Origin of the sequence: Burkholderia sp. MSMB1072 (assembly GCF_001524725.1) — a bacterium.
Classification (GTDB): Bacteria; Pseudomonadota; Gammaproteobacteria; order Burkholderiales; family Burkholderiaceae; genus Burkholderia.
Genome location: NZ_LOYC01000030.1, coordinates 454,725 through 477,032 on the forward strand (window position 1 = coordinate 454,725; position 22,308 = coordinate 477,032).

General features: G+C 68.8%; 15 protein-coding genes. 6 read left to right on the forward strand and 9 right to left on the reverse strand.

Features of this window, described 5'->3' with window-relative positions; all coding sequences use genetic code 11:
- Positions 1 to 124: 124 nt before the first annotated feature.
- From WS89_RS15420 to grpE, 5 genes are all read right to left on the reverse strand, one after another.
- Positions 125 to 2,032, reverse strand: coding sequence for a chorismate-binding protein (locus WS89_RS15420; protein WP_059791787.1), 1,908 nt, complete (start codon positions 2,030 to 2,032; stop codon positions 125 to 127).
- A 4-nt stretch (positions 2,033 to 2,036) separates the two neighbouring features.
- Positions 2,037 to 3,173 (reverse strand): molecular chaperone DnaJ, encoded by a 1,137-nt coding sequence (dnaJ, locus tag WS89_RS15425; RefSeq protein ID WP_034206478.1) that lies wholly within the window; start codon positions 3,171 to 3,173, stop codon positions 2,037 to 2,039.
- A 253-nt stretch (positions 3,174 to 3,426) separates the two neighbouring features.
- The gene (gene dnaK, locus WS89_RS15430; protein ID WP_059501040.1) at positions 3,427 to 5,379 is read right to left on the reverse strand and encodes a molecular chaperone DnaK; all 1,953 of its coding nucleotides are present in this window, start codon (positions 5,377 to 5,379) and stop codon (positions 3,427 to 3,429) included.
- Between the two features lie 148 nt (positions 5,380 to 5,527).
- On the reverse strand, positions 5,528 to 5,968 hold the full coding sequence (locus WS89_RS15435; RefSeq protein ID WP_059791788.1) for a thioredoxin family protein: 441 nt from the start codon (positions 5,966 to 5,968) through the stop codon (positions 5,528 to 5,530).
- 10 nt (positions 5,969 to 5,978) lie between these two features.
- Positions 5,979 to 6,524, reverse strand: coding sequence for a nucleotide exchange factor GrpE (gene grpE, locus WS89_RS15440; protein WP_034206475.1), 546 nt, complete (start codon positions 6,522 to 6,524; stop codon positions 5,979 to 5,981).
- A 352-nt stretch (positions 6,525 to 6,876) separates the two neighbouring features.
- Here grpE and WS89_RS34215 point away from each other — a divergent pair, with 352 nt between their 5' ends.
- Positions 6,877 to 7,038, forward strand: coding sequence for a hypothetical protein (locus WS89_RS34215; protein ID WP_006476841.1), 162 nt, complete (start codon positions 6,877 to 6,879; stop codon positions 7,036 to 7,038).
- On the opposite strand, the gene WS89_RS15445 is transcribed toward WS89_RS34215, so the two are convergent.
- The 3 genes from WS89_RS15445 to hrcA all read right to left on the reverse strand — a co-directional run bounded on the left by WS89_RS15445 (position 7,010) and on the right by hrcA (position 9,728).
- Positions 7,010 to 7,417 carry an RNA-binding S4 domain-containing protein gene (locus WS89_RS15445; RefSeq protein WP_034206474.1) on the reverse strand — a complete coding sequence of 136 codons (408 nt, stop codon included), beginning with the start codon at positions 7,415 to 7,417 and terminating at the stop codon, positions 7,010 to 7,012. The genes WS89_RS34215 and WS89_RS15445 overlap by 29 nt on opposite strands.
- Positions 7,418 to 7,508: 91 nt before the next feature.
- Positions 7,509 to 8,573: a ferrochelatase gene (gene hemH / locus WS89_RS15450; protein WP_059791790.1), complete on the reverse strand. Its 1,065-nt coding sequence runs from the start codon at positions 8,571 to 8,573 to the stop codon at positions 7,509 to 7,511.
- Positions 8,574 to 8,705: 132 nt separating this feature from the next.
- A complete protein-coding gene (hrcA, locus tag WS89_RS15455; protein WP_011544637.1) occupies positions 8,706 to 9,728 on the reverse strand; it encodes a heat-inducible transcriptional repressor HrcA in 1,023 nt (340 codons plus the stop codon).
- 131 nt (positions 9,729 to 9,859) lie between these two features.
- On the opposite strand from hrcA, the gene WS89_RS15460 reads away from it, so the two are divergent.
- Positions 9,860 to 10,762 carry an NAD kinase gene (locus WS89_RS15460; RefSeq protein ID WP_034206472.1) on the forward strand — a complete coding sequence of 301 codons (903 nt, stop codon included), beginning with the start codon at positions 9,860 to 9,862 and terminating at the stop codon, positions 10,760 to 10,762.
- A 19-nt stretch (positions 10,763 to 10,781) separates the two neighbouring features.
- Positions 10,782 to 12,431 (forward strand): DNA repair protein RecN, encoded by a 1,650-nt coding sequence (gene recN, locus WS89_RS15465; protein WP_059501037.1) that lies wholly within the window; start codon positions 10,782 to 10,784, stop codon positions 12,429 to 12,431.
- 92 nt (positions 12,432 to 12,523) lie between these two features.
- Here the strand turns inward: recN and glnE are convergent, their stop codons facing one another.
- Positions 12,524 to 15,325, reverse strand: a complete 2,802-nt coding sequence (gene glnE, locus WS89_RS15470) for a bifunctional [glutamate--ammonia ligase]-adenylyl-L-tyrosine phosphorylase/[glutamate--ammonia-ligase] adenylyltransferase (protein ID WP_059791792.1) — start codon at positions 15,323 to 15,325, stop codon at positions 12,524 to 12,526.
- Between the two features lie 229 nt (positions 15,326 to 15,554).
- Between glnE and WS89_RS15475 the strand changes: the two genes are divergently transcribed.
- The 3 genes from WS89_RS15475 (at position 15,555) to tldD (ending at position 22,196) form a co-directional block, all read left to right on the forward strand.
- The gene (locus tag WS89_RS15475) at positions 15,555 to 19,754 is read left to right on the forward strand and encodes a YhdP family protein (RefSeq protein WP_059791794.1); all 4,200 of its coding nucleotides are present in this window, start codon (positions 15,555 to 15,557) and stop codon (positions 19,752 to 19,754) included.
- Positions 19,755 to 19,816: 62 nt separating this feature from the next.
- Complete coding sequence (locus WS89_RS15480) at positions 19,817 to 20,644, forward strand: carbon-nitrogen hydrolase family protein (RefSeq protein WP_059501034.1); 828 nt, start codon at positions 19,817 to 19,819, stop codon at positions 20,642 to 20,644.
- 85 nt (positions 20,645 to 20,729) lie between these two features.
- Complete coding sequence (tldD, locus tag WS89_RS15485; protein ID WP_059791796.1) at positions 20,730 to 22,196, forward strand: metalloprotease TldD; 1,467 nt, start codon at positions 20,730 to 20,732, stop codon at positions 22,194 to 22,196.
- The last annotated feature ends 112 nt before the right edge of the window (positions 22,197 to 22,308 follow it).

The following is a 22,308-nucleotide window of genomic DNA, read 5'->3' on the forward strand; positions in this document are numbered from 1 at the left end:
TGCCCTGCCGATAAAAAAGCGCGGCGCCCGTAAAGGGCGCCGCGCTTTTTTTCCGGAAGCCGCGTGGCCGATGCTCGGCGGCCGCAGCCCGGGCAGGCTCCCGAGCCGTCACCCCGTCACCCCGTCACTTCAGCACCGCGTCGAGCGCCCCGCGCAGTGCGTTGGTCAACAGCAACGCCTGCGCGCGCGCCAGATCGTCGCGCATGACGACCCGCTCCACGGCGCCGAACGCGCGATCGTCGAGCAGCACGCCGCGCATCACGCCCGGCAGCACGCCGCTCGTCAACGGCGGCGTCACCCACTGGCCGTCGAGCTTCACGAACAGGTTCGAGCGCCCGCCTTCCGTCACCTCGCCGCGCTCGTTGACGAACAGCATGTCGAACCCGCCGAGCGCCTCCGCCGCCTGCCACGCGCGGTCGTATTCGGCACGGCGCGTGGTCTTGTGCAGCAGCAGCGCATCGCTCGCGAGGGTCGGCGCGAAGCCGTGCGCGCAGGCCAGCAGCACGCCGACCGGCCCCGCCGGCAGCGGCTTGAGCGGCGCCGCGACGATCTCGATCGTGCCGTCCTTCGCCAGCGCGAGCTTCATCCGGTACGCGCCGTCGCCGTCGAGCGCCGCGCAGCGCGCATCGATCTCGCGACGCAACGCGTCGGCATCGAAGCGGAAGCCGAACGCATCCGCGCTGCGTTGCAGCCGCGCGAGATGGCGATCGAGATGGCGGATTCCGTCCGCCCGCGTCGCGGCCGTCGTTTCGAACAGCTGGAAGCCGGGGTCGGCGTCCGTCAGGAATCGCGCTTTCAATTCGCACTCCGCGTATTCATCGGCCGCGACGCTGTCGAGCACGATGCCCGCGCCGACGCCCATCGTGCCGCGCCGCCGGCCGGCGGCGGCCGTTGCCGCGTTGCGCGTGGCGCTCGTCACGGCGGGATCGGCTGCGACCGCATCGAGCGTCAGCGTCCGGATCGCGACCGATAGGCAGAAATCGCCGCACCCGGCCGCAGCGCCTGCCGACGCGGCCTCGTCCTTCGGCGCGTCGAGCCAGCCGATCGCACCGGTATACAGCCCGCGCGGCGTCGACTCGATCGCATCGATCAATTGCATCGTCTTGTACTTCGGCGCGCCCGTGATCGACCCGCAAGGAAACAGCGCGCGCAGCATCTGCGCGAACGTCGTGCCGTCGCGCCAGCCGGCCTCGACCGTCGACGTCATCTGCCACACCGATGCATACGGCTCGACGGAGAACAACGCCGGCACCTTGACGCTGCCCGTGCGCGCAATCCGCGACACGTCGTTGCGCAGCAGGTCGACGATCATCACGTTTTCCGCGCGGTTCTTCGGGTCACTCGCGAGGAACGCGGCCGCCGCCGCGTCTTCACGTGGGTCGGCCGAGCGCGGCGCGGTGCCCTTCATCGGCCGCGCGCGCAGCACGTCGCCATGCTTCTCGACGAACAGCTCCGGCGAGCACGACACGACCCACGCACCGTCGGGCAGCGCGATCAGCGCGCCGTAACGCACCGGCTGCCGCGCGCGCAGCCGCCGGTACAGCGCGAGCGGCGTGCCGAACACGTCGAAATTCAGCCGGTACGTGTAGTTGACCTGATACGAATCGCCCGCGCGCAGTGCGTCGTGCACCGTGGCGATCGCCGCGTCGAACGCATCGCGCGACACGCTCTTCGCGACATGCGCGACGCCCGCGATCGACGGCGCGGCGCCGCCGTCCTGCTGCGCGAGCCACGCGTCGACGTCGTCGCGCGACAGCCGCTCGCAGCGCGCATACAGCAAAAAGCGCAGCGGGGCATGGCCCGGCTGCGCCCGTTGCAGGTTGCGTCCGAATTCGTAATCGCCGACGACGACCGCATGCAGCCCGTCGCGCAGATCCTGCGCGAGCGCCGCGTCGATGGCGTCGAGCTGCGCCGGGTCCGTGCACACGCGTTCGCGCACGAAGCCCGAATACAAACGACTCGACCGCGCGGACGCGGTCGAGTCGCAATCGTCCAAGAGCGCGAACGACGCGCTCTCGTTGCCTTCAGTCATGCCGTTACTCGAAGAAGCTCTTCACCCGGTCGAACCAGCTCTTGCTCTGCGGGCTGTGACGCGCGCCGCCCTCGGCCAGCGATTTCTCGAACTGCTTGAGCAGGTCGCGCTGGTGATCGGTCAGCTTCACCGGTGTCTCGACCTGCACGTGCACGTACAGATCGCCCGCAATGCTCGAACGCAGCCCCTTGATGCCCTTGCCGCGCAGGCGGAACGTCTTGCCCGACTGCGTGCCTTCCGGCACCGGGAACGACGCGCGGCCGGCCAGCGTCGGCACCTCGATCTCGCCGCCGAGTGCGGCGGTCGTGAACGGAATCGGCATCTGGCAGTGGAGATCGTCGCCGTCGCGCTCGAACACCGCGTGCGGCTTGATGTGGATCTCGACGTACAGGTCGCCCGGCGGCCCGCCGTTGATGCCCGGCTCGCCGTTGCCGGCCGAGCGAATCCGCATCCCGTCGTCGATCCCGGCCGGGATCTTCACTTCGAGCGTCTTGGTTTCCTTCACCTTGCCCGACCCGTGGCAATGCGCGCACGGTTCCGGGATATAGGTGCCCGTGCCATGGCACTTCGGGCAGGTCTGCTGGATGCTGAAGAAGCCCTGCGACATGCGCACCGTGCCCTGGCCGTGACAGGTCGGGCAGGTTTCCGGCTTCGTGCCGGGCTTCGCACCCGACCCGTGGCAGACTTCGCACGACACCCAGCTCGGCACGCGGATCTGCGTGTCGTAGCCGTGCGCGGCCTGCTCGAGCGTGATTTCCATGCTGTAGCGCAGGTCGGCGCCGCGATACACCTGCGGGCCGCCGCGGCCGCCCCGCGCGGCGCCGCCCGCGGCCTGGCCGAAGATGTCGCCGAAGATGTCGCCGAATGCATCGGCGAAGCCGCCGAAGCCCTGCGCGCCCGCACCGCCCATGTTCGGATCGACGCCCGCGTGGCCGTACTGGTCGTACGCGGCCCGCTTCTGGCCATCCGACAGCATTTCATAGGCTTCCTTCGCCTCCTTGAAATGCTCTTCCGCATCCTTGCTGTCCGGATTGCGGTCAGGGTGATACTTCATCGCAAGCTTGCGATATGCCTTCTTGATTTCGTCGTCGCTCGCGTTCTTCGCGACGCCCAGAACCTCGTAGTAATCCCGTTTCGCCATATCGATTCACTGTGCCGCCACGCTTCGCGCACGCGGCGGCTCCTTTCGCCCGCAGTAAAGTCTCTCGACTCGTCTGGCGCTGCACCGTCCGCGGACGGCTCACGCAGCACCCGCCAAAAAACAAATGTGCCCGGAGGGCCGCAAGGCCCGCCAGGCGTGGAGTCGATCCGGCCATCCGGAAGGAAAGACAGACCGCTTGTCAGCCGCGCCGCGCGCGTTTCGCGCGCGGCGTACGGTGCCATGGCAACCCGGCTCAGTCCTTCTTCACTTCCTTGAACTCGGCGTCGACGACGTCGTCGGCAGCCTGTTGCGCACCACCCGCATGGGCCGCGCCTTCCGCCGCACCGGCCGCGCCGGCCGCACCCGCCTGCTGGGCCTGCATGTCGGCGTACATCTTCTCGCCGAGCTTCTGCGACACCTTGCCGAGCTCCTCGACCTTCGCGTCGATCGCAGCCTTGTCGGCCGACGTGTCCTTCAGCACGTCCTCGAGCGACTTCAGCGCCGCTTCGATCGCTTCCTTCTCGCCCGCGTCCAGCTTGTCGCCGTACTCGGTCAGCGCCTTCTTCGTGCTGTGGACCAGCGCGTCGCCCTGGTTGCGCGAATCGGCCAGCTCGCGCAGCTTGTGGTCTTCCGCTGCGTTCGCTTCCGCGTCCTTGATCATCTGGTCGATTTCAGCCTCGGACAGACCCGAGTTCGCCTTGATCGTGATCTTGTTTTCCTTGCCGGTCGCCTTGTCCTTCGCGCCGACGTGCAGGATGCCGTTCGCGTCGATGTCGAAGGTCACTTCGATCTGCGGCACGCCGCGCGGTGCCGGCGGGATGCCTTCGAGGTTGAACTCGCCGAGCAGCTTGTTGCCCGCCGCCATTTCGCGTTCGCCCTGGAACACCTTGATCGTCACGGCGCTCTGGTTGTCGTCGGCCGTCGAGTACACCTGGGCGTGCTTCGTCGGGATCGTCGTGTTCTTGCTGATCATCTTCGTCATCACGCCGCCGAGCGTCTCGATACCGAGCGACAGCGGGGTCACGTCGAGCAGCAGCACGTCCTTGCGGTCGCCCGACAGGACCTGGCCCTGGATCGCCGCGCCAACCGCGACGGCTTCGTCCGGGTTCACGTCGCGGCGCGGATCCTTGCCGAAGAACTCCTTCACCTTCTCCATGACCTTCGGCATGCGCGTCTGCCCGCCGACCAGGATCACGTCGTCGATGTCCGACACCTTGACGCCTGCGTCCTTGATCGCGATGCGGCACGGTTCGATCGTGCGCTCGACGAGGTCTTCCACCAGCGCTTCCAGCTTCGCGCGGGTGATCTTCAGGTTCAAGTGCTTCGGGCCCGACGCGTCCGCCGTGATGTACGGCAGGTTGATTTCGGTCTGCTGGCTCGACGACAGCTCGATCTTCGCCTTTTCGGCGGCTTCCTTCAGGCGCTGCAGCGCGAGCACGTCCTTCGACAGGTCGACGCCCTGCTCCTTCTTGAACTCGCCGATGATGTAATCGATGATGCGCTGGTCGAAGTCTTCGCCGCCGAGGAACGTGTCGCCGTTGGTCGACAGCACTTCGAACTGCATTTCACCGTCCACGTCCGCGATCTCGATGATCGACACGTCGAACGTGCCGCCGCCGAGGTCGTACACGGCGATCTTGCGGTCGCCCTTCTCGGCCTTGTCGAGGCCGAACGCGAGCGCGGCTGCCGTCGGCTCGTTGATGATCCGCTTGACTTCGAGGCCCGCGATGCGGCCGGCGTCCTTGGTCGCCTGGCGCTGGCTGTCGTTGAAGTACGCCGGCACCGTGATCACGGCTTCCGTGACCGGCTCGCCGAGGTAGTCTTCCGCCGTCTTCTTCATCTTGCGCAGCACTTCGGCCGACACCTGCGGCGGCGCGAGCTTTTCGCCGTGCGCTTCGACCCATGCATCGCCGTTGTCGGCCTTGATGATCGAGTACGGCATCAGGCCGATGTCCTTCTGGACTTCCTTCTCTTCGAAGCGGCGGCCGATCAGGCGCTTCACGGCGAACAGCGTGTTCTTCGGGTTGGTCACCGACTGGCGCTTGGCCGGCGCGCCGACGAGGACTTCGTTGTCGTCCATGTAGGCGATGATCGACGGCGTGGTGCGCGCGCCTTCCGAGTTCTCGATGACCTTGACCTGGTTGCCTTCCATGATGGCGACGCACGAGTTCGTGGTGCCGAGGTCAATACCGATGATCTTTCCCATTTTTTCCTAATCTCCAGAAATGCTTGTTTGCTGCACGAAACACCGCGTTTTTGGGCGGTTTCGCACGCCAGAATTCAACTCTGTTCCCGAAATGCGTCCGTCCGATCCGTTTTCAAGACCCGACGAGCGATGCGGATATTAAATTTTTTCAATCGCCGCCGGCTAGCGGATCGTGCCGGCCACCGGTGCTTTCGCCGGACGGCGCACCCGCCGCGGCCATCTTCGCGCGTGCCGCCGCGACGGCTGCCTGGAACTGCGCGAGGCCATGCCAGCCGGTCGCGCGGCCCAGCCGCTTGCCGCGGTGGAAGAAGAACCACGTCGGCACGCCGTGCAGCCCGAAGCGGCGCCCCAGCTGATGGTGCTCGTACACGTTGCAATGGAACCACTTCAGGTCCAGCGCGCGGATGGCGCCGGGCTGCGCGAGCATCGCCTTCTTCGCGATCTCGCAGTTGAAGCAGTCGACGCCCCAGAAGAACACCACGGCCAGCGCATCGCCCGCGCCGTCGATGGCCGCGTCGAACGTGCCGGCGTCGAGCGCCTGCATGTCGAACGCGTCGAACGCGGCCGGATCGACGCCGGCGGGCACCATGTCGGCCGCCTTACTTGGGCTGGGCGACGGTGACGAGCGCCGGACGCAGCACGCGATCGGCGATCATGTAGCCCTTTTGCAGCACCGTGACGACGGTGTTCGGCTCCTGCTCGGCCGGCACCATCGAAATGGCCTGGTGCTGGTGCGGATCGAACTTCTCGCCGACCGGGTTGATCGCGACGACACGGCCCTTCTCGAGTGCGCTCGTCAACTGGCGCAGCGTCAGCTCGACGCCTTCGCGCACCTTCGCGATGTCGCCGGAGGTATCGCTGACGGCCGCTTCCAGGCTGTCCAGCACGGGCAGCAGGTGTTCCGCGAAGCTCTCGATCGCGAACTTGTGCGCCTTCGACACGTCGTCCTGCGCGCGGCGGCGCACGTTCTCGGTCTCGGCCTTCGCCCGCAGGAAGCTTTCCTGGAGCTCGGCGACCTTGGCTTGAGCCTCCGCGAGCGCCGCGTCGGCGGCTTCGGCGGCGGGCGCGGCGCCTTGCGCCGCCTGCTTTTCGCTACCGATGTCTTCGGCCGATTGGGTAGCCGGGTTCTCTTGCGTGTTTTCCATGTCGCTGAAAGTCGATTAGAGGTTGAAGCCAAATCGGCAACCGTCGGACGTATACCCGGCGGCACCGCACATTGATGGTGCAAATAAGGGCGAAAACTGCGATTTCAAGAGGGTCATTCGCCGGCATTCGCCAATGCCGTGAAACAACCGCGCGTTTCCTGGTGCAGGCGTCGCATAGTTCGCCGGATCGGGCGAAACGGCCTGTAACAACGCTTACCCGGCAAGTACTAGCTCCGCACAGGCCCGCTGCACTACACTCCACTCAAGCGTCGGAAAAGCGTGTTTACCCTAGCTGACCGCCGCCCGACATCCACCTGGCGCCGTTTTCACCCTTGTTCTCGAGGGGAGTACCGTGAAACTGACCTTTGCGATATCGGTGGTCGCGCTGGTACTCATTGCCGGCACCACCACCATCTGTCTGTCGGGAGCCGTCACCGACCGCACGACCGAATACGGAAGCGCGCGGGCGACGTTCGACCAGATGTTCAGCTCCCACCAGAAAATCTGTCGATGATGCGCCGGTCGCGCTTCGTCGGCCGGCCGTGCAGCCCGGCCGCCGGCTCGCGATACGTGCGGCGCCGCTCCAGTTCGGCGAGCCGCGCGGCCCGCCCCGCTTCCGTTTCCTCATAGAGCGTCTGCGCGACGCTCGCGGGGCCGCGCACGTCGCACACGCCCAGCACGGCAATGTGCCAGACGATGCCGTCGATCGCAATCTCGACCTCGTCGCCCACCCGCACGTCCTTCGCCGGCTTGACCGCTGCACCGCCGATCTTCACGTGTCCCTTGTCGACCGCATCGGTCGCGAGCGAGCGCGTCTTGAAGAACCGGGCCGCCCACAGCCATTTGTCGATGCGCAGCTTCGCGCCCGGTTCCGTGGAAATCTTGTAGTTCATGTCAGCCTCCGCCGGGCAGTCCCAAGGAGGCTGACCGCCCCTCGGACAACAACGGCGAACGAAAAGCGTGTGGAAATCGTTTCATCTCGTCTCAACCGACCGTTTCGGGCTGCGCGGCCTTGACGGGCCAGCCCTGCAGATTCTCCGCGACGATCTCGCCGAGCGCGCCGATCCACGCGGACGCGCCGTTCAGACACGGAATGCGGTGGAAGGTCTTGCCGCCGCCGGCGAGGAACTCGTCGCGCACTTCCATGCCGATTTCCTCGATCGTCTCCAGGCAATCGGCCGTGAAGCCGGGACAGAACACGTCCGCCCGCCGCACGCCGGCCTCGCCGAATTCGCGCAGCGTCGGCGCGGTGTACGGCTGCAGCCATTCGGCCTTGCCGAAGCGCGACTGGAACGTGACGCGGCATTCGGTACCCGACAGCCCGAGCGCGGCCATCAGCAATGCGCCGGTCTGCTGACACTGGTCGTGATACGGGTCGCCGAGGTCGAGCGTGCGCTTCGGCACGCCGTGGAAACTCAGCACCAGCTTGTCGCCGGCCGCGAAATCGGGCCGGCCGTGCTGCGCCCAGTACTGGCGCACCTGTTCGGCCAGCGCATGGATATAGGCCGGATGGTCGGCGTAGTGCCGCACCGTGCGCACTTCCGGCTGATTGCGCATGCGCGCGAGTGCGTCGAACGCGGCATCGAACGCGGTGGCCGTGGTCGACGCCGAGTATTGCGGATACATCGGCATCAACAGCACGCGCTCGACGCCCGCGCGCTTGAACTGCGCGAGCGCGTGCGCAATGTTCGGGCTGCCGTAGCGCATCGCGTAGTCGACCGTCACGTGATAGCCGTTCGACACGAGCAGGTGCCGCACGCTGTCGGTCTGACGCTCGGTGTACACGCGCAGCGGCGAGCCCTCGGGCATCCAGACGGCCGCGTATTTCTTCGCGGATGCACGGCCGCGCAGCGGCAGGATCAGCGTGCGCAGCAGCACCTGCCAGACGGCCTGCGGGATTTCGACGACCCGTGGATCCGACAGGAATTCGGCCAGGTAGCGCCGCACTGCGCGCGGCGTGGGCGCGTCGGGCGTGCCGAGATTGATCAGCAGCACACCGATGCGATGGGCGGCCGCGATATTCGAAGGCGGCTCAAGATCGAAACGCATGGGCAAGGACGTGCTCGAGGCACGGGACCGGATGGCCTTCAATTATAACGGGCCGCCCCGTGCCGTTCGGCCGACTGTCGCCGCAAGCGGCGCCGCGGCACGATAGCGGGGCAGGATCGGGCTGGTCGCCGGTTATTGCTGGCTCAGCGTGAGAGACAGCAGGCGCGCGGTGATGTCGACGATCGGTATCACGCGGTTGTACGCCATCCGGGTCGGGCCGATCACGCCGAGCGTGCCGACGATCTGCCCGTTCACCTCGTACGGCGCGGTGACGACGCTCATTTCCTCGATCGGCACGAGCGTCGATTCGCCGCCGATGAAGATCTGCACGCCCTGGGCGTGGCTCGACACGTCGAGCAGTTGCAGGAGGCCCGTTTTTTGGTCGAATACGTCGAACAGCTTGCGCAGCCGCGCCATGTCGGACGACAGGTCCGCCACTTCGAGCAGGTTGCGCTCGCCGGAAATCAGCACGGTGTCCTCGGTGTCGGGCACCTCGGTGCTGGCCGTCACGGCCGCGTGCATCAGCGTCGTCATGTCGCCGCGCAACTGGTCGATCTCGTCGCGCAGGCGGCGGCGCACCTCGTCGAACGACAGGCCGGCGAAATGCGCATTGATGTAGTTGGACGCCTCGGTCAGCTGCGACGGCGAATAGTCGCGCGGCGTCGCGAGCATGCGGTTCTGCACGTCGCCCTCGGGCGTGACGATGATCAGCAGGATGCGCTTGTCGGACAGGCGCATGAACTCGATCTGCTTGAACACGTGGCTGCGGCGCGGCGTCAGCACGACGCCCGCGAACTGCGACAGGTTCGACAGCACGCTCGCGGCGGCGGCGACCACCCGCTGCTGCGGCTCGCCGGCCTGCAGCGTGTTCTGCACCTGGCGCGCGACGGCCTCGGCGTCGATCGGCGCCTCGACCGTCAGCATCGTATCGACGAACAGCCGGTAGCCGCGCGGCGTCGGCACCCGGCCGGCCGACGTGTGCGGGCTCGACACGAGGCCGAGCTCCTCCAGGTCGGACATCACGTTGCGGATCGTCGCCGGGCTCAGTTCGAGCCCGGAGTAACGGGACAACGTGCGCGATCCGACTGGCTGACCGTCGGCGATATACCGTTCGATCAGGGTTTTCAGGAGGGTTCGTGCGCGAGGATCTAGCATGGTGGAAAATTTTAGCGCAACCGCGCGAGCGCGGCGAGTGGCGTCGTCCACCGTTGCGCGGGCCGGCCCGATCCGGCCCCGTCGGCGCACAGCCGGTTCTTTTCGTCAACGAGCTATGGTGTAATGCCGGCATGAAAACCGGTAATCAGTTCAATACTGTCGCGCTCGTCGGCCGGAGCAACACGCCCGGCATCGCCGAGCCGCTCGCCACGCTGGCCGACAGCATCGCCACGCTCGGCTTCGAGGTCGTGTTCGAAGGCGAGACCGCGCGCGAAATCGGCATCGCCGGCTACCCGGCGCTCACCCCGGCCGAAATCGGGGCGCGAGCGGACGTGGCGATCGTGCTCGGCGGCGACGGCACGATGCTCGGCATCGGCCGCCAGCTTGCGCCCTACCGGACACCGCTGATCGGGATCAACCACGGGCGGCTCGGCTTCATCACCGACATCGCGGCATCCGACATGCAGGCACTCGTGCCCGTGATGCTGGCCGGCAAGTTCGAGCGCGAGGAGCGCTCGCTGCTCGAGGCGCGGATCGTGCGCGACGGCGAACCGATCTACCACGCGCTCGCGTTCAACGACGTCGTCGTGAACCGCAGCGGCTTCTCCGGGATGGTCGAGCTGCGCGCGTCGGTCGACGGCCGCTACATGTACAACCAGCGCTCGGACGGCCTGATCGTCGCGACGCCCACCGGCTCGACCGCTTATGCGCTGTCGTCGGCCGGCCCGATCCTCCATCCGCAGCTGGCGGGCATCGTGCTCGTGCCGATCGCGCCGCACGCGCTGTCGAACCGGCCGATCGTGCTGCCCGACGATTCGAAGATCGCGATCCAGATCGTCGGCGGCCGCGACGTCAACGTGAACTTCGACATGCAGTCGTTCACGTCGCTCGAACTGAACGATACGATCGAGGTGCGCCGCTCGAAGCACACGGTGCCGTTCCTGCACCCGATCGGCTACAGCTACTACACGACGCTGCGCAAGAAGCTGCACTGGAACGAACACGCATCGAACGAAGACGACAAGGCGTCCTGACGCCGCTCCGCCCGACACCATGCTCCGCCACCTCTCGATCCGCGACTTCGTCATCGTCGCCGCGCTCGATCTCGAATTCGACAGCGGCTTTTCCGTCTTTTCCGGCGAAACCGGCGCCGGCAAATCGATCCTGATCGACGCCCTCGCCCTCGCGCTCGGCGAACGCGCCGACGCGAGCGTCGTGCGCACCGGCTGCGGCCGCGCCGACATCACCGCCGAATTCACGCCGCACGACCGCGTCGCGCGCTGGCTCGACGAGCACGCGTTCGACGCCGAGGACACCGTGATGCTGCGCCGCGTGATCGACGCGAACGGCCGCTCGCGCGCATTCATCAACGGCACCAGCGCGACGCTCGCGCAACTGCGCGAACTCGGCGAGATGCTCGTCGACATCCACGGCCAGCACGCGCACCAGCTGCTGATGCGGCCCGACGCGCAGCGCGAGCTGTTCGACACGCACGCAGGGCTCGTCGCCGATGCCGCGAACGTCGCGCGCGCGTGGCGCGTGTGGCGCGACGCAACGCAGGCGATCGATGCCGCGAAGGCGCACGAGCGCGAATTGCAGCTCGAACGCGAAAAGCTCGCATGGCAGCTCGCCGAACTCGACAAGCTCGCGCCGCAAGCCGGCGAGTGGGACGAAGTCAGCAACGAACACAAGCGCCTGTCGCATTCGGCGAACCTGATCGAAGGCGTACGCGGCGCGCTCAACGCGCTGTCCGAGTCCGACGACGCGATGCTCGCGCAGCTCGGCGCGATCGTGTCGAAGCTGCGCGGCCTGGCCGACTACGACACCGCGCTCGGCGATGCGCTCGCGTCGCTGGAGCCGGCCGAGATCCAGTTGCAGGAAGCCGTCTATTCGCTGTCGCACTATGCACAGCGCGTCGATCTCGACCCCGAGCGGCTCGCGCAGGTCGAAACGCGTCTCGACGCGCTGCACTCGACCGCCCGCAAGTTCCGGCTGCCGCCCGACACGCTGCACGAAGAGCATGCGGCGCGCCGCGCGCAACTCGCCGCGCTCGACGCGGCCGCCGATCTCGGCGCGCTCGAGGCGGCGCAGGCCAAGGCGCGGGAAGCCTATCTCGCCGACGCCAAACGCCTGTCGAAGGCGCGCGCGCAGGCTGCCAAGGCGCTCGGCACGGCCGTCACGGCCGGCATGCAGGAATTGTCGATGGCGGGCGGAAGCTTCGAAGTCGCGCTCGTGCCGCTCGCGGACGGCGGCCCGCACGGGCTCGAGCAGGTCGAATTCCGCGTGGCCGGTCACCCGGGCGTGCCGCTGCGGCCGCTCGCGAAGGTCGCGTCGGGCGGCGAACTCGCGCGGATCAGCCTCGCGCTCGCGGTGATCGCCAGCGCGGCGAGCCCGACGCCGACGCTGATCTTCGACGAAGTCGATACGGGAATCGGCGGTGGCGTCGCCGAAGTGGTCGGCCGCCTGCTGCACCAGCTCGGGCGCGACCGCCAGGTGTTGTGCGTGACGCACCTGCCGCAGGTCGCCGCGCGCGGCGACCATCATTTCCAGGTGGCGAAGGGCGCCGACGAACGCGGCGGCACGGTATCGACCGTGGTTGCGCTCGACCGCGCGAGCCGGATCGAGGAAGTCGCGCGGATGCTCGGCGGGCTCGAAATCACGGCCACCACGCGCAAGCACGCGAAGGAAATGCTGGCGGCCTGACGCCGCGGCCGCCTGTCCCGCTCGAGTCGAACGGGCTCGCTCATCCGATTCAGGGCGGTATGCGGATCGATGCCGCGCCCGCCTGCCTTCGTTCAAACGCCCGTTTCAACCGCGCCGAACACACGCGTCCACAGCGCCGTCACGGCCGCGCGCTCGTCCGCCACCACCGCCGGATCGACGCGCGCCTTCTCCATCCCGTCGAGCCGCAGCTTGTGCTGCAGCTTCCGGTATTTGCGGTACGCCGCGCCGACGCGCTCGGCCTCGTCCTCGCTCATCAACCCGAAGCGCGCGACTTCGCGCAGCAGCGCGATGTTGCCGGTATTGCGGATCAGCTCGGCGTCGCTCGACGCATGCAGCAGCACCCAGTACTGGACGATGAATTCGATGTCGACCATCCCGCCGCGATCGTGCTTCAGGTCGAACAGCTCGGTCTGGTTCGGGTGGCCGGCGAACACCTTGCCGCGCATGTCGACGATCTCCTTCGCGAGCACGCCGCCGTCGCGCGGCGTCGTCAGCACCTGCCGGCGGATCGCCTCGAAATCCGCGCCGATTTGCGCGTCGCCCGCGCTGTAGCGGGCACGCGTCAGCGCCTGGTGCTCCCACACCCACGCGGTGTTCGCCGCATCGCCCTCGCGCAACTGATAGCGGCGGAACGCATCGAGATCGGTGACGAGCAGGCCTGCCTCGCCGTTCGGCCGCAGCCGCAGGTCGATGTCGAACAGCGCGCCCGCGCCGGTCGCGGTCGTGAGCCACGTGATCAGGCGCCGCGTGAAGGTCGTGTAGACGTCCGCCGAGCGCTCGTCCGGATCGTCGTACAGGAAGATCAGGTCGAGATCCGACGCATAGCCGAGCTCCTTGCCGCCCAGCTTGCCGTACGCGATCACCGCGAACTTCGGCACGTCGCGGTGGCGCTTCGCGAGCTGCGACCAGACGACTTCGATCGTCACGTCGAGCACCGCGTCGGCCAGCTCGGACAGCCGGTCGCTCACGTGCTCGACCGACAGTTGCCCGGCCAGATCGATCAGCAGGATCCGGAACACTTCCGCGTGCTGCGCGTGGCGCAGCAGGTCCATCTGCTGCTCGGGGCCGTCGGCCGCCGCGAGCCGCGCACGCAGCGCATCCTTGAACGCGGGCCAGTCGAACGGGCTCGCGATCGCCTCGTCGTCGAGCAGCTCGTCGAGCAGCTGCGGGTGGCGGATCAGGTAGCCGCCGCCCCAGCGCGTCGCGCCGAGCACCGACAGCACGCGATCGAGCGCGGCCGGATATTCGGTCAGCAGCGCGAGATAGACGCCGCGCCGGCTGACCGTCTCCAGCAGGTCGAACAGGCGCACGATCGTGTCGTCGCGGCGCGCGGCGTCGATCTTCGGCGCGGCGTCGAGCGCGCGCTGCGCGACGCTGTCGAAGCGCTGCCGGCTCTTTTCCGGCAGCCCGGTGTAGCGCGACGATTGCCAGATCGCGCGCAGCCGCGCGAGCACGGCGGCCGGATCGGCGAAGCCCAGGCCGTCGAGGCGCGCGACCAGCGCGTCGTCCTCGCCGTCGTCGGCCAGCGCGCCGCTCCAAATCCACGCGGCGGCCGTGTCGTCGCCGGCCGCGCACGGCGCGCCGCTCGCCTTGTCGGCGAAGATCTGGTCGAACTGCGCTTCGACGAACGTGCGGTGGCCGTCCAGCACCGTCATCAGCGCCGCGTAGTCGGCAAAACCGAGCGACGCGGCCAGCGCCGCGCGCTCGTCGGGCTCGACCGGCATCGCGTGCGTCTGCGCGTCGTTGCGGTACTGCAGCCGGTGCTCGAGCGTGCGCAGGAAGTTGTAGGCGTCGGTCAGGCGGGCACACACGTCGTCGCCGATCAGCCCGCGCGCCTGCGCATGCCGCAGCACCGCGAGCGTCGGCCGCACGCGGAATCCCGCATCCTGGCCGCCGCGGATCAACTGGAACACCTGCGCGCTGAACTCGATCTCGCGGATCCCGCCGCGCCCGAGCTTGATGTCGTCGGCCTTGTCGGGCCGCATCGACGCGCGCCGCGCGGCTTCGTGCCTGATCTGCTGATGCAGCGAACGGATCGCGCCGATCACACCGAAATCGAGATAGCGGCGGTAGACGAACGGCTTGACGATCGACTCGAGTTGCGACGCCAGCCGCCGCGCCGCATCGCTGTCGCCCTCCGACACGAGCCGTCCCTTGATCCACGCATAGCGCTCCCACTCGCGCCCCTGCACGTAGAAATATTCCTCGAGCATGCCGAGGCTGCACACGAGCGGCCCCGAATCGCCGTTCGGGCGCAGCCGCATGTCGACGCGAAACACGTAGCCGTCGGCCGTGACCTCGGACAGCACACCGATCAGGCGCCGGCCGAGGCGCGTGAAGTATTCCTGCGTGGACAGCGGCGAACGTGCGCCGCCGGTGGTCTCGCCGTCGTCCTCGTAGACGAAGATCAGGTCGATGTCCGACGACACGTTCAGTTCGCGGCCGCCGAGCTTGCCCATCCCGACCACGCCGAGCACGACGCGCTGGCCGTCGGCGCCGCGCGGCTCGCCGTACAGCGCCTCGAGTTCGGCCGACAGCAACGCCAGGGAGCGCTGCACGGCCACTTCGGCAAGATCGGTCATCGCGCCCGTCACCTCGGCGACGTCCGCCAGCCCGCGCAGGTCGCGCTCCGCGACCGCACCGAACGCCTCGGCGCGCAGTTGCCGCAGCGCGCGCTTCAGTTGCTCGTCGCCCGGCGCGGCCGCGCCGGCCGGCGTCGCGAGCAGCTCGGTCAAGCGCGCGTCGAGCTGCGCGCGGCCGAGCGGCGCGGCCGCCCACGCGGCGACCTGCTCGGCCAGCGCGGGTCGAGCGGCAGCCGCGCGGGCCAGGTATCGGGAGTAGGACGTGCTGATCAGGGCGGAAGCGTCGGTCATCGAGAAGCGGGCCTGGCGGAAAGGCCGGGGGCAGCGGGCCGGCGCGTGCGCGCCCCGCTGCCCCCGGCCTCATGGACTCGGCGCGGCCTCGCCGGACGCTCGTGCGCCCGTCGCGACACCGCGCGCCGGAAAGCCCGTGCCGCGCTGCCCCAACGGCCGCCGGCACGAACCCGTGTGATACATTTCAACGTCAGTCTGCAAAACTACCATATCGCCGCCCGTCCGCCGCATGTCCGACCGTCAGGAATCCGCCGTAGCTGCGCCCGAAGCGGGACCTCCGAAGCACGATCATCCGGTCCTGCGTCGCGTGTTCAGGGTGACGCTGGCAGTCGGGATCGGCACCTACTTCGTCGCGTCCGGCGCCCTCCTCGGGCTGCGCTACGTGCTGCTGCCGCGCATCGACGAATTCCGCCCGCGCATCGAGCGCGCCGTGTCCGACAAGCTCCACGCGCAGCTTTCGATCGGCAAGCTTTCCCCGAACTGGTCCGGCATGCAGCCGGGCGTCGAACTTACGAACCTGACGATTCGCGGCCGTGACGGCCAGATCGCGCTGTCGGTGCCGCACGCGACGGCCGCGCTGTCGTGGATGTCGCTGCTGCGGCTGTCGCCCGCGCTGTCGAGCCTGATCGTCGATCAGCCCGACCTCGTCGTCGCGCGCGCGGCCGACGGCTCGCTGAGCGTCGCGGGCGTCGGCGTGGCCACCACCCACGGCGGCAACGACACGTTCGGCACCTGGTTGCTGAAGCAGGAGGCGATCGTGCTGCGCGGCGGCACGCTGCGCTGGCGCGACGCGCTGCACGACGCACCGGAGCTCGTGCTGTCGGGCATCCGGCTCGCGGTGCTCAACGACGGCCGCGTGCACAAGGCCGCGCTGCAGGCGCCCGCGAACGGCACGCTGCTGCTCGGCCCGCTCGATTTCCGCGCGCGCTTCAGGCACAAGCCGCTCGCGCCGATCGGCAAGCCGGCGAACTGGACCGGCGACGCCTACCTGTCGACCGGCCCCGTCGACCTGCAGACGCTCACGCGCTATCTCGACGTGCCGCTCACGATCCACGCGGGCCGGATCGACAATGCGATCTGGGCGACCTTCGGCGACGGCCACCTGCGCTCGGCGGGCGGCGACCTGCAAGGCGCCGACGTCGCGCTGCGCGTGCGCCCGACGCAGCCGCGGCTCGACGTGCCGACGGTCGGCTTCGGCTGGGACATGGTGCTCGACGCGGGCCACGACTACACGCTGCACCTGACGCGCTTCAATGCGGAGCTCGGCCAGCCACCGCTGCCGGACGGCACGCCGCTCGCCCGCTCGCTCGCGCTGTCGACGCTGACCGCGCGCTACCGCGTGCCGACCGCGAACCAGGGGCAACTGCTCAGCGTGGTCGGCGACCGCGTCGATCTCGGCATCCTCAGCGAATTCATCCGCGGGCTGCCGCTGCCGGCGCGCCTGCGCAACGAGCTGATCAAGATCGACCCGCGCGGGATGGTGTCGAACTATCACATCGAAGTCGAGCGCGCGAAACCCGCGCACGCCGATCTCGCCGACGAGGAGCGGCGCATGGGTGCCGCGCCGATCGTCCGCTACCGCTTCCTCGGCGATCTGCAGGGCATCAGCTTCGCCGCGCAGGAGCCGCCGCCCGGGCTTTCGCCGCGCGGCCACCCGCGCGCCGGCTGGCCGGGCGTCGAGAACCTGTGGGGCCGCGTCGACGCGAACGAGACGGGCGGCGCCGCGCATATCGACACGGTCAACGCGGCCGTCACCGTGCCCGGCGAATTCGACGAGCCGCGCCTGACGTTCGACCGGCTGCGCGGCAACGCCAAATGGACGATCACGCCCGCGCCCGGCGACAAGCACGCGCGCGTCGACGTGTCGCTGCCCGACCTGCTCGTGTCGAACCCCGATGCCGAAATCGCGGTGTCGGGCTCGTACACGAACCCCGGCCACGGCCGCGGCTCGCTCGACCTGCGCGCCGATTTCGCGCGCGCGTCGGTCGCGCGCATTCCGCGCTACCTGCCGACCGGGATGTCCGAACACCTGCGCGACTATCTCGGCCACGCGCTGCAGGACGGCAAGGTGACCAAGGGCGCATCGATCGTCGCACGCGGCCCGCTCGAGAAATTCCCGTTCGAACACGAGCCGGACGCCGGCGTGTTCCACATCGTCGCGCCGTTCACCGGCGGCCGCTTCGAGCCCACGCCGTACCCGCCGCGCAAGCTCGCGAACGGCACGCCGAGCGTCTGGCCCGCGCTCGACGGCATCGACGGCGTGTTCGAACTCGCGCAGAACAAGCTGCGCTTCGACATCGCGCGCGCGCACTACAAGCGCGTCGCGCTGACGAAGGTCGCCGGCCGCATCGACGATCTCGGCAATCCGTCGCACTCGCCGCTGATCATCGACGGCCATGCCCAGGGCCCGCTCGCCGACCTGATCGACTACGCGGACAACAGCTCGCTCGGCACGATGAGCGACCACATCGGCCAGCGGATCGATGCGCAGGGCCCCGCGTCGCTCGCGCTCAAGATCACGATTCCGCAGCACGTCCCCCATCCGCACACGCACGTCGAAGGCGCGCTCGCGTTCGGCGGCAACACGCTGTCGACGAGCGGCGTGCCGCCGCTGTCGGCCCTGCGCGGCACCGTCGGCTTCACCGAGGCCGGCGCGTCGCTGCACGCGCTGTCGGGGCGCTTCCTCGGCGGCCCGGTGCGCGCGAACGGCAACTTCCAGTCGCACGGCCCGTACGCGGTGAACGTCGACGGCCGGCTCGCGCTCGACGCCGCGCGCGGCCTGAACCTGCACGGCGCGGCCGCCGCGCTGCTCGAGCACGTGGTCGGCGACGCGCCGTACAAGGTCGCCGTGCGCGGCGCGCCGGGCCGCCTGCCCGACGTCAGCGCGCAATCCGACCTGACCGGCGTGGCGCTGAACTTCCCGGCGCCGTTCGCGAAGCCGGCCGGCACGCCGATGCCGTTCCGCTTCACGCTGCAGCCGGCGCCGCAGGCGGACGGCAAACGCCTCGAACACGCCGACCTGACGCTCGGGCCGGTGAGCGCGACCTACCTGCTCGACGCGACGCGCGGCCAGCCGCTGCGCGCGGTGCGCGGCGCGATGGGCATCCACCGGATGCCCGACATGCCGCAGGACGGCGTGAGCGCGGCCGTCGACGTCGGCGAACTGGACGCCGACGCGTGGCTCGCCCTCGCCCACACGCTGCAGCCCGACACGCCGCGCGCGCCGGCGCCACAGGCCGCGCCGCGCGTCGATTTCGCGAGCTTCGCGCCGAAGCGCTTCGCGTTCCATTTCGGCACGCTGAAACTGCTCAAGCGCAACTGGGAGAACGTGATCGTCGGCGCGTCGCACGTCGACGACCTCTGGCAGGCGAACATCGCGTCGAACCAGGTCTCGGGCTACCTGTCGTGGGCGCCGGGCGGCGGTCACAACGGCGCGGGCGTGCTCAACGCGCGGCTCGCGAAGCTCGTCGTGCCGCAGAGTTCGCAGCACGACCTCGTCGGCCGCGCGATGAACCTGCCGACGCCGGCCGACCGCCCGATGCCGTCGATCGACCTGATCGTCGACCAGGTCGTCGCGCGCGATCACGACATCGGCCGGCTCGTCGTCAACGCGCGCAACATCGACGAAGACGGCACACCCGTGTGGCAGCTCGACAAGCTGGAACTGTCGAACCCGGCCGCGAAGCTCACGGCGACCGGCAACTGGCGCACGTCGCGCCGCGCGCTCGCCCGCGGCGCCGACGAACACGACGCGCCGCGCCGCACCGTGTTCGACTTCAAGCTCGACATCGACAATGCGGGTGCACTGCTCGACCGCGTCGGCCTGCCGCGCACGCTCGCGGACGGTCACGGCTCGGTCACGGGCAAGGTCGGCTGGCGCGGCGGCCCGACCGCGCTCGACTTCCCGTCGCTCGGCGGCCAGGTCGCGGTCGACCTCGAACACGGACAGATCCTGAAGGTCGATCCGGGCGCGGCGAAACTGCTCGGCGTGCTGAGTCTGCAAAGCCTCGCGCGCTTCCTGACGCTGAACTTCCGCGACGTGGTCGGCAAGGGGCTGCCGTTCGACAAGATCACCGGTACCGGCCGGATTTCGAACGGGATCGCGCGCACCGACGACTTCTCGATGATGACGGGCCCCGCGAACGTCACCGTGCGCGGCGCGGTCGATCTCGGCGCCGAGACGCAGGATCTGCATGCGCACGTCGCGCCGAAAATCAGCGCGGGCGCAGCCGCGATCGGCGCTGCCATCATCAACCCGCTGCTTGGCGTCGGCGTGCTGGCCGCGAACTATGCGCTGTCCGAGACGCTGTCGCGCGCGTTCGCGCTCGACTACGCGATCACCGGCTCGTGGGCGCACCCGCACATCGAGCGGGTGCGCAGCGATCAGGGTAAGATGAATCACGGTCCGGCCGATGCAGCGAGCCATTGAGCGCGCATCGAACCGCGCAGGGCGCCGGGCCGCACCCCATTTATGACGCAACCGATTCCGCGATGACCGACCACGCCCGTTCCGCCACACCCTTCCGGGTCGCCGCGCTGCAGATGGTGAGCACGCCGGACGTCACACGCAATCTGGCCGAAGCGCGCCGCCTGATCGCGGAAGCCGCCGGCGAAGGCGCGCAGCTCGTGCTGCTGCCCGAGTATTTCTGCTTCATGGGCCACCGCGACACCGACAAGCTCGCGCTCGCCGAACCGTACCGGGACGGCCCGATCCAGCAGTTCCTCGCCGACGCCGCGCGCCGCCACGGCATCTGGGTGATCGGCGGCACGCTGCCGCTGAAGGCGCCGGAGCCCGATCGCGTGCTGAACACGACGCTCGTGTTCGATCCGTCCGGCAACGAAGCCGCGCGCTACGACAAGATCCACCTGTTCAACTTCGAGAAAGGCGACGAATCGTTCGACGAGGCACGCACGATCCGCGCGGGCGACACGGTCGTCGCGTTCGACGCGCCGTTCGGGCAGGTCGGCCTGTCGGTCTGTTACGATCTCCGCTTTCCGGAGCTGTACCGCCGCATGGGCGACTGCGCGCTGATGGTCGTGCCGTCGGCGTTTACGTATACGACGGGCCGCGCGCACTGGGAAACGCTGCTGCGCGCGCGGGCCGTCGAGAACCAGTGCTACGTGCTCGCGGCCGCGCAGGGCGGCAAGCACGAGAACGGCCGGCGCACGTGGGGCCACAGCATGCTGATCGACCCGTGGGGCGAGATCGTCGCGGTACGCGACGAGGGCGCCAGCGTCGTGCTCGGCGCGATCGATCCGCAGCGCATCGCCGACGTACGCCAGAGCCTGCCCGCATGGCGACACCGCGTGCTGACCTGAATCCGCCGCACCGCTTGACACGCCGTGCGGCCCACCCGTCTGCCCGGCAGCACCCGACAACTTTTTGAGAACTCCCGATATCCGCATGAACATCATCGAACCCGGCATCCGCAACCTCGCGCTGGCGAAGGACATCCTGCTCACGCCGTACGGCCTCGACGAAAGCCTGCTCACGCGCACGATCGCCGACATCTTCACGCATCGCGTCGACTACGCGGACCTGTACTTCCAGGCGACCCGCAGCGAAGCGTGGAGCCTCGAGGAAGGCATCGTCAAGTCGGGCAGCTTCAGCATCGACCAGGGCGTCGGCGTGCGCGCGGTCGCGGGCGACCGCACCGCGTTCGCGTATTCGGACGATCTGTCGCCCGAAGCAATCGCGCAAGCCGCCGCCGCGACCAAGGCGATCGCGGCGGCCGGCGGCGGCCGCCAGAAGATCAAGGCCGCCACGTCGCTGACGGGCATCTCGGGCCGCGACCTGTACCTGCCGTCCGACCCGCTCGCGTCGCTCGACGCGACGGCCAAGGTCAAGCTGCTCGAACGCATCGAGCAGATGGCGCGCGGGCGCGACCCGCGCATCACGCAGGTGATGGCCGGCCTCGCCGGCGAATACGACGTCGTGCTGGTCGCGCGCAGCGACGGCGCGCTCGCGGCCGACATCCGGCCGCTCGTGCGCGTGTCGGTCACCGTGATCGCCGAACAGAACGGCCGCCGCGAGATCGGCTCGGGCGGCGGCGGCGGCCGCTTCGACTACGGCTACTTCACCGACGAGGTCCTGTCGCGCTATGTCGACGACGCCGTGCACGCGGCGCTCGTCAACCTCGATGCGCGCCCTGCGCCGGCCGGCGCGATGACGGTCGTGCTCGGGCCGGGCTGGCCGGGCGTGCTGCTGCACGAGGCGATCGGCCACGGTCTCGAAGGCGACTTCAACCGCAAGGGCTCGTCCGCATTCGCGGGCCGGATCGGCGAGCAGGTCGCCGCGAAGGGCGTGACCGTCGTCGACGACGGCACGCTGCCGAACCGCCGCGGCTCGCTGAACATCGACGACGAAGGCAACCCGACGCAGTGCACGACGCTGATCGAGGATGGCATCCTGAAGGGCTACATCCAGGACACGCTGAACGCGCGGCTGATGAAAATGCCGGTCACGGGCAACGCACGGCGCGAGTCGTACGCGGCGCTGCCGATGCCGCGCATGACGAACACCTACATGCTGAACGGCGACAAGGATCCGCAGGAAATCATCGCGTCGGTGAAGAACGGCCTGTACGCGGTGAATTTCGGCGGCGGCCAGGTCGACATCACGAACGGCAAGTTCGTGTTCTCGGCGTCCGAGGCGTACATGATCGAGAACGGCAAGATCACCTACCCGGTGAAGGGCGCGACGCTGATCGGCAGCGGCCCGGAATCGCTGAAGTACGTGAGCATGATCGGCAACGACATGTCGCTCGACACGGGCGTCGGCGTATGCGGCAAGGAAGGCCAGAGCGTGCCGGTCGGCGTTGGCCAGCCGACCCTGCGGATCGACAAGATGACGGTCGGCGGTACGGCATAACGGCATCGCGGCGCACATGATCCGCGTATTTTGACGAAAACGCGCGGATTATCCGCATTTTCGACGGTCCCCGGTTGCCAGCCGCTCGGGGACGGGGTATAAATTCCGAATC

Excerpts from the sequence above, each read along its gene's own strand:
- WS89_RS15435 (WP_059791788.1), bottom strand. The coding sequence starts at position 5,968 with ATGGTGCCCGCCGGCGTCGATCCGGCCGCGTTCGACGCGTTCGACATG.
- WS89_RS15480 (WP_059501034.1), top strand. The coding sequence starts at position 19,817 with ATGACCGACCACGCCCGTTCCGCCACACCCTTCCGGGTCGCCGCGCTG.
- hrcA (WP_011544637.1), bottom strand. The coding sequence starts at position 9,728 with ATGCTAGATCCTCGCGCACGAACCCTCCTGAAAACCCTGATCGAACGG.
- WS89_RS15445 (WP_034206474.1), bottom strand. The coding sequence starts at position 7,417 with ATGAACTACAAGATTTCCACGGAACCGGGCGCGAAGCTGCGCATCGAC.
- WS89_RS15460 (WP_034206472.1), top strand. The coding sequence starts at position 9,860 with ATGAAAACCGGTAATCAGTTCAATACTGTCGCGCTCGTCGGCCGGAGC.
- WS89_RS15475 (WP_059791794.1), top strand. The coding sequence starts at position 15,555 with ATGTCCGACCGTCAGGAATCCGCCGTAGCTGCGCCCGAAGCGGGACCT.
- glnE (WP_059791792.1), bottom strand. The coding sequence starts at position 15,325 with ATGACCGACGCTTCCGCCCTGATCAGCACGTCCTACTCCCGATACCTG.
- hemH (WP_059791790.1), bottom strand. The coding sequence starts at position 8,573 with ATGCGTTTCGATCTTGAGCCGCCTTCGAATATCGCGGCCGCCCATCGC.
- grpE (WP_034206475.1), bottom strand. The coding sequence starts at position 6,524 with ATGGAAAACACGCAAGAGAACCCGGCTACCCAATCGGCCGAAGACATC.
- WS89_RS15420 (WP_059791787.1), bottom strand. The coding sequence starts at position 2,032 with ATGACTGAAGGCAACGAGAGCGCGTCGTTCGCGCTCTTGGACGATTGC.
- dnaK (WP_059501040.1), bottom strand. The coding sequence starts at position 5,379 with ATGGGAAAGATCATCGGTATTGACCTCGGCACCACGAACTCGTGCGTC.
- tldD (WP_059791796.1), top strand. The coding sequence starts at position 20,730 with ATGAACATCATCGAACCCGGCATCCGCAACCTCGCGCTGGCGAAGGAC.
- recN (WP_059501037.1), top strand. The coding sequence starts at position 10,782 with ATGCTCCGCCACCTCTCGATCCGCGACTTCGTCATCGTCGCCGCGCTC.
- dnaJ (WP_034206478.1), bottom strand. The coding sequence starts at position 3,173 with ATGGCGAAACGGGATTACTACGAGGTTCTGGGCGTCGCGAAGAACGCG.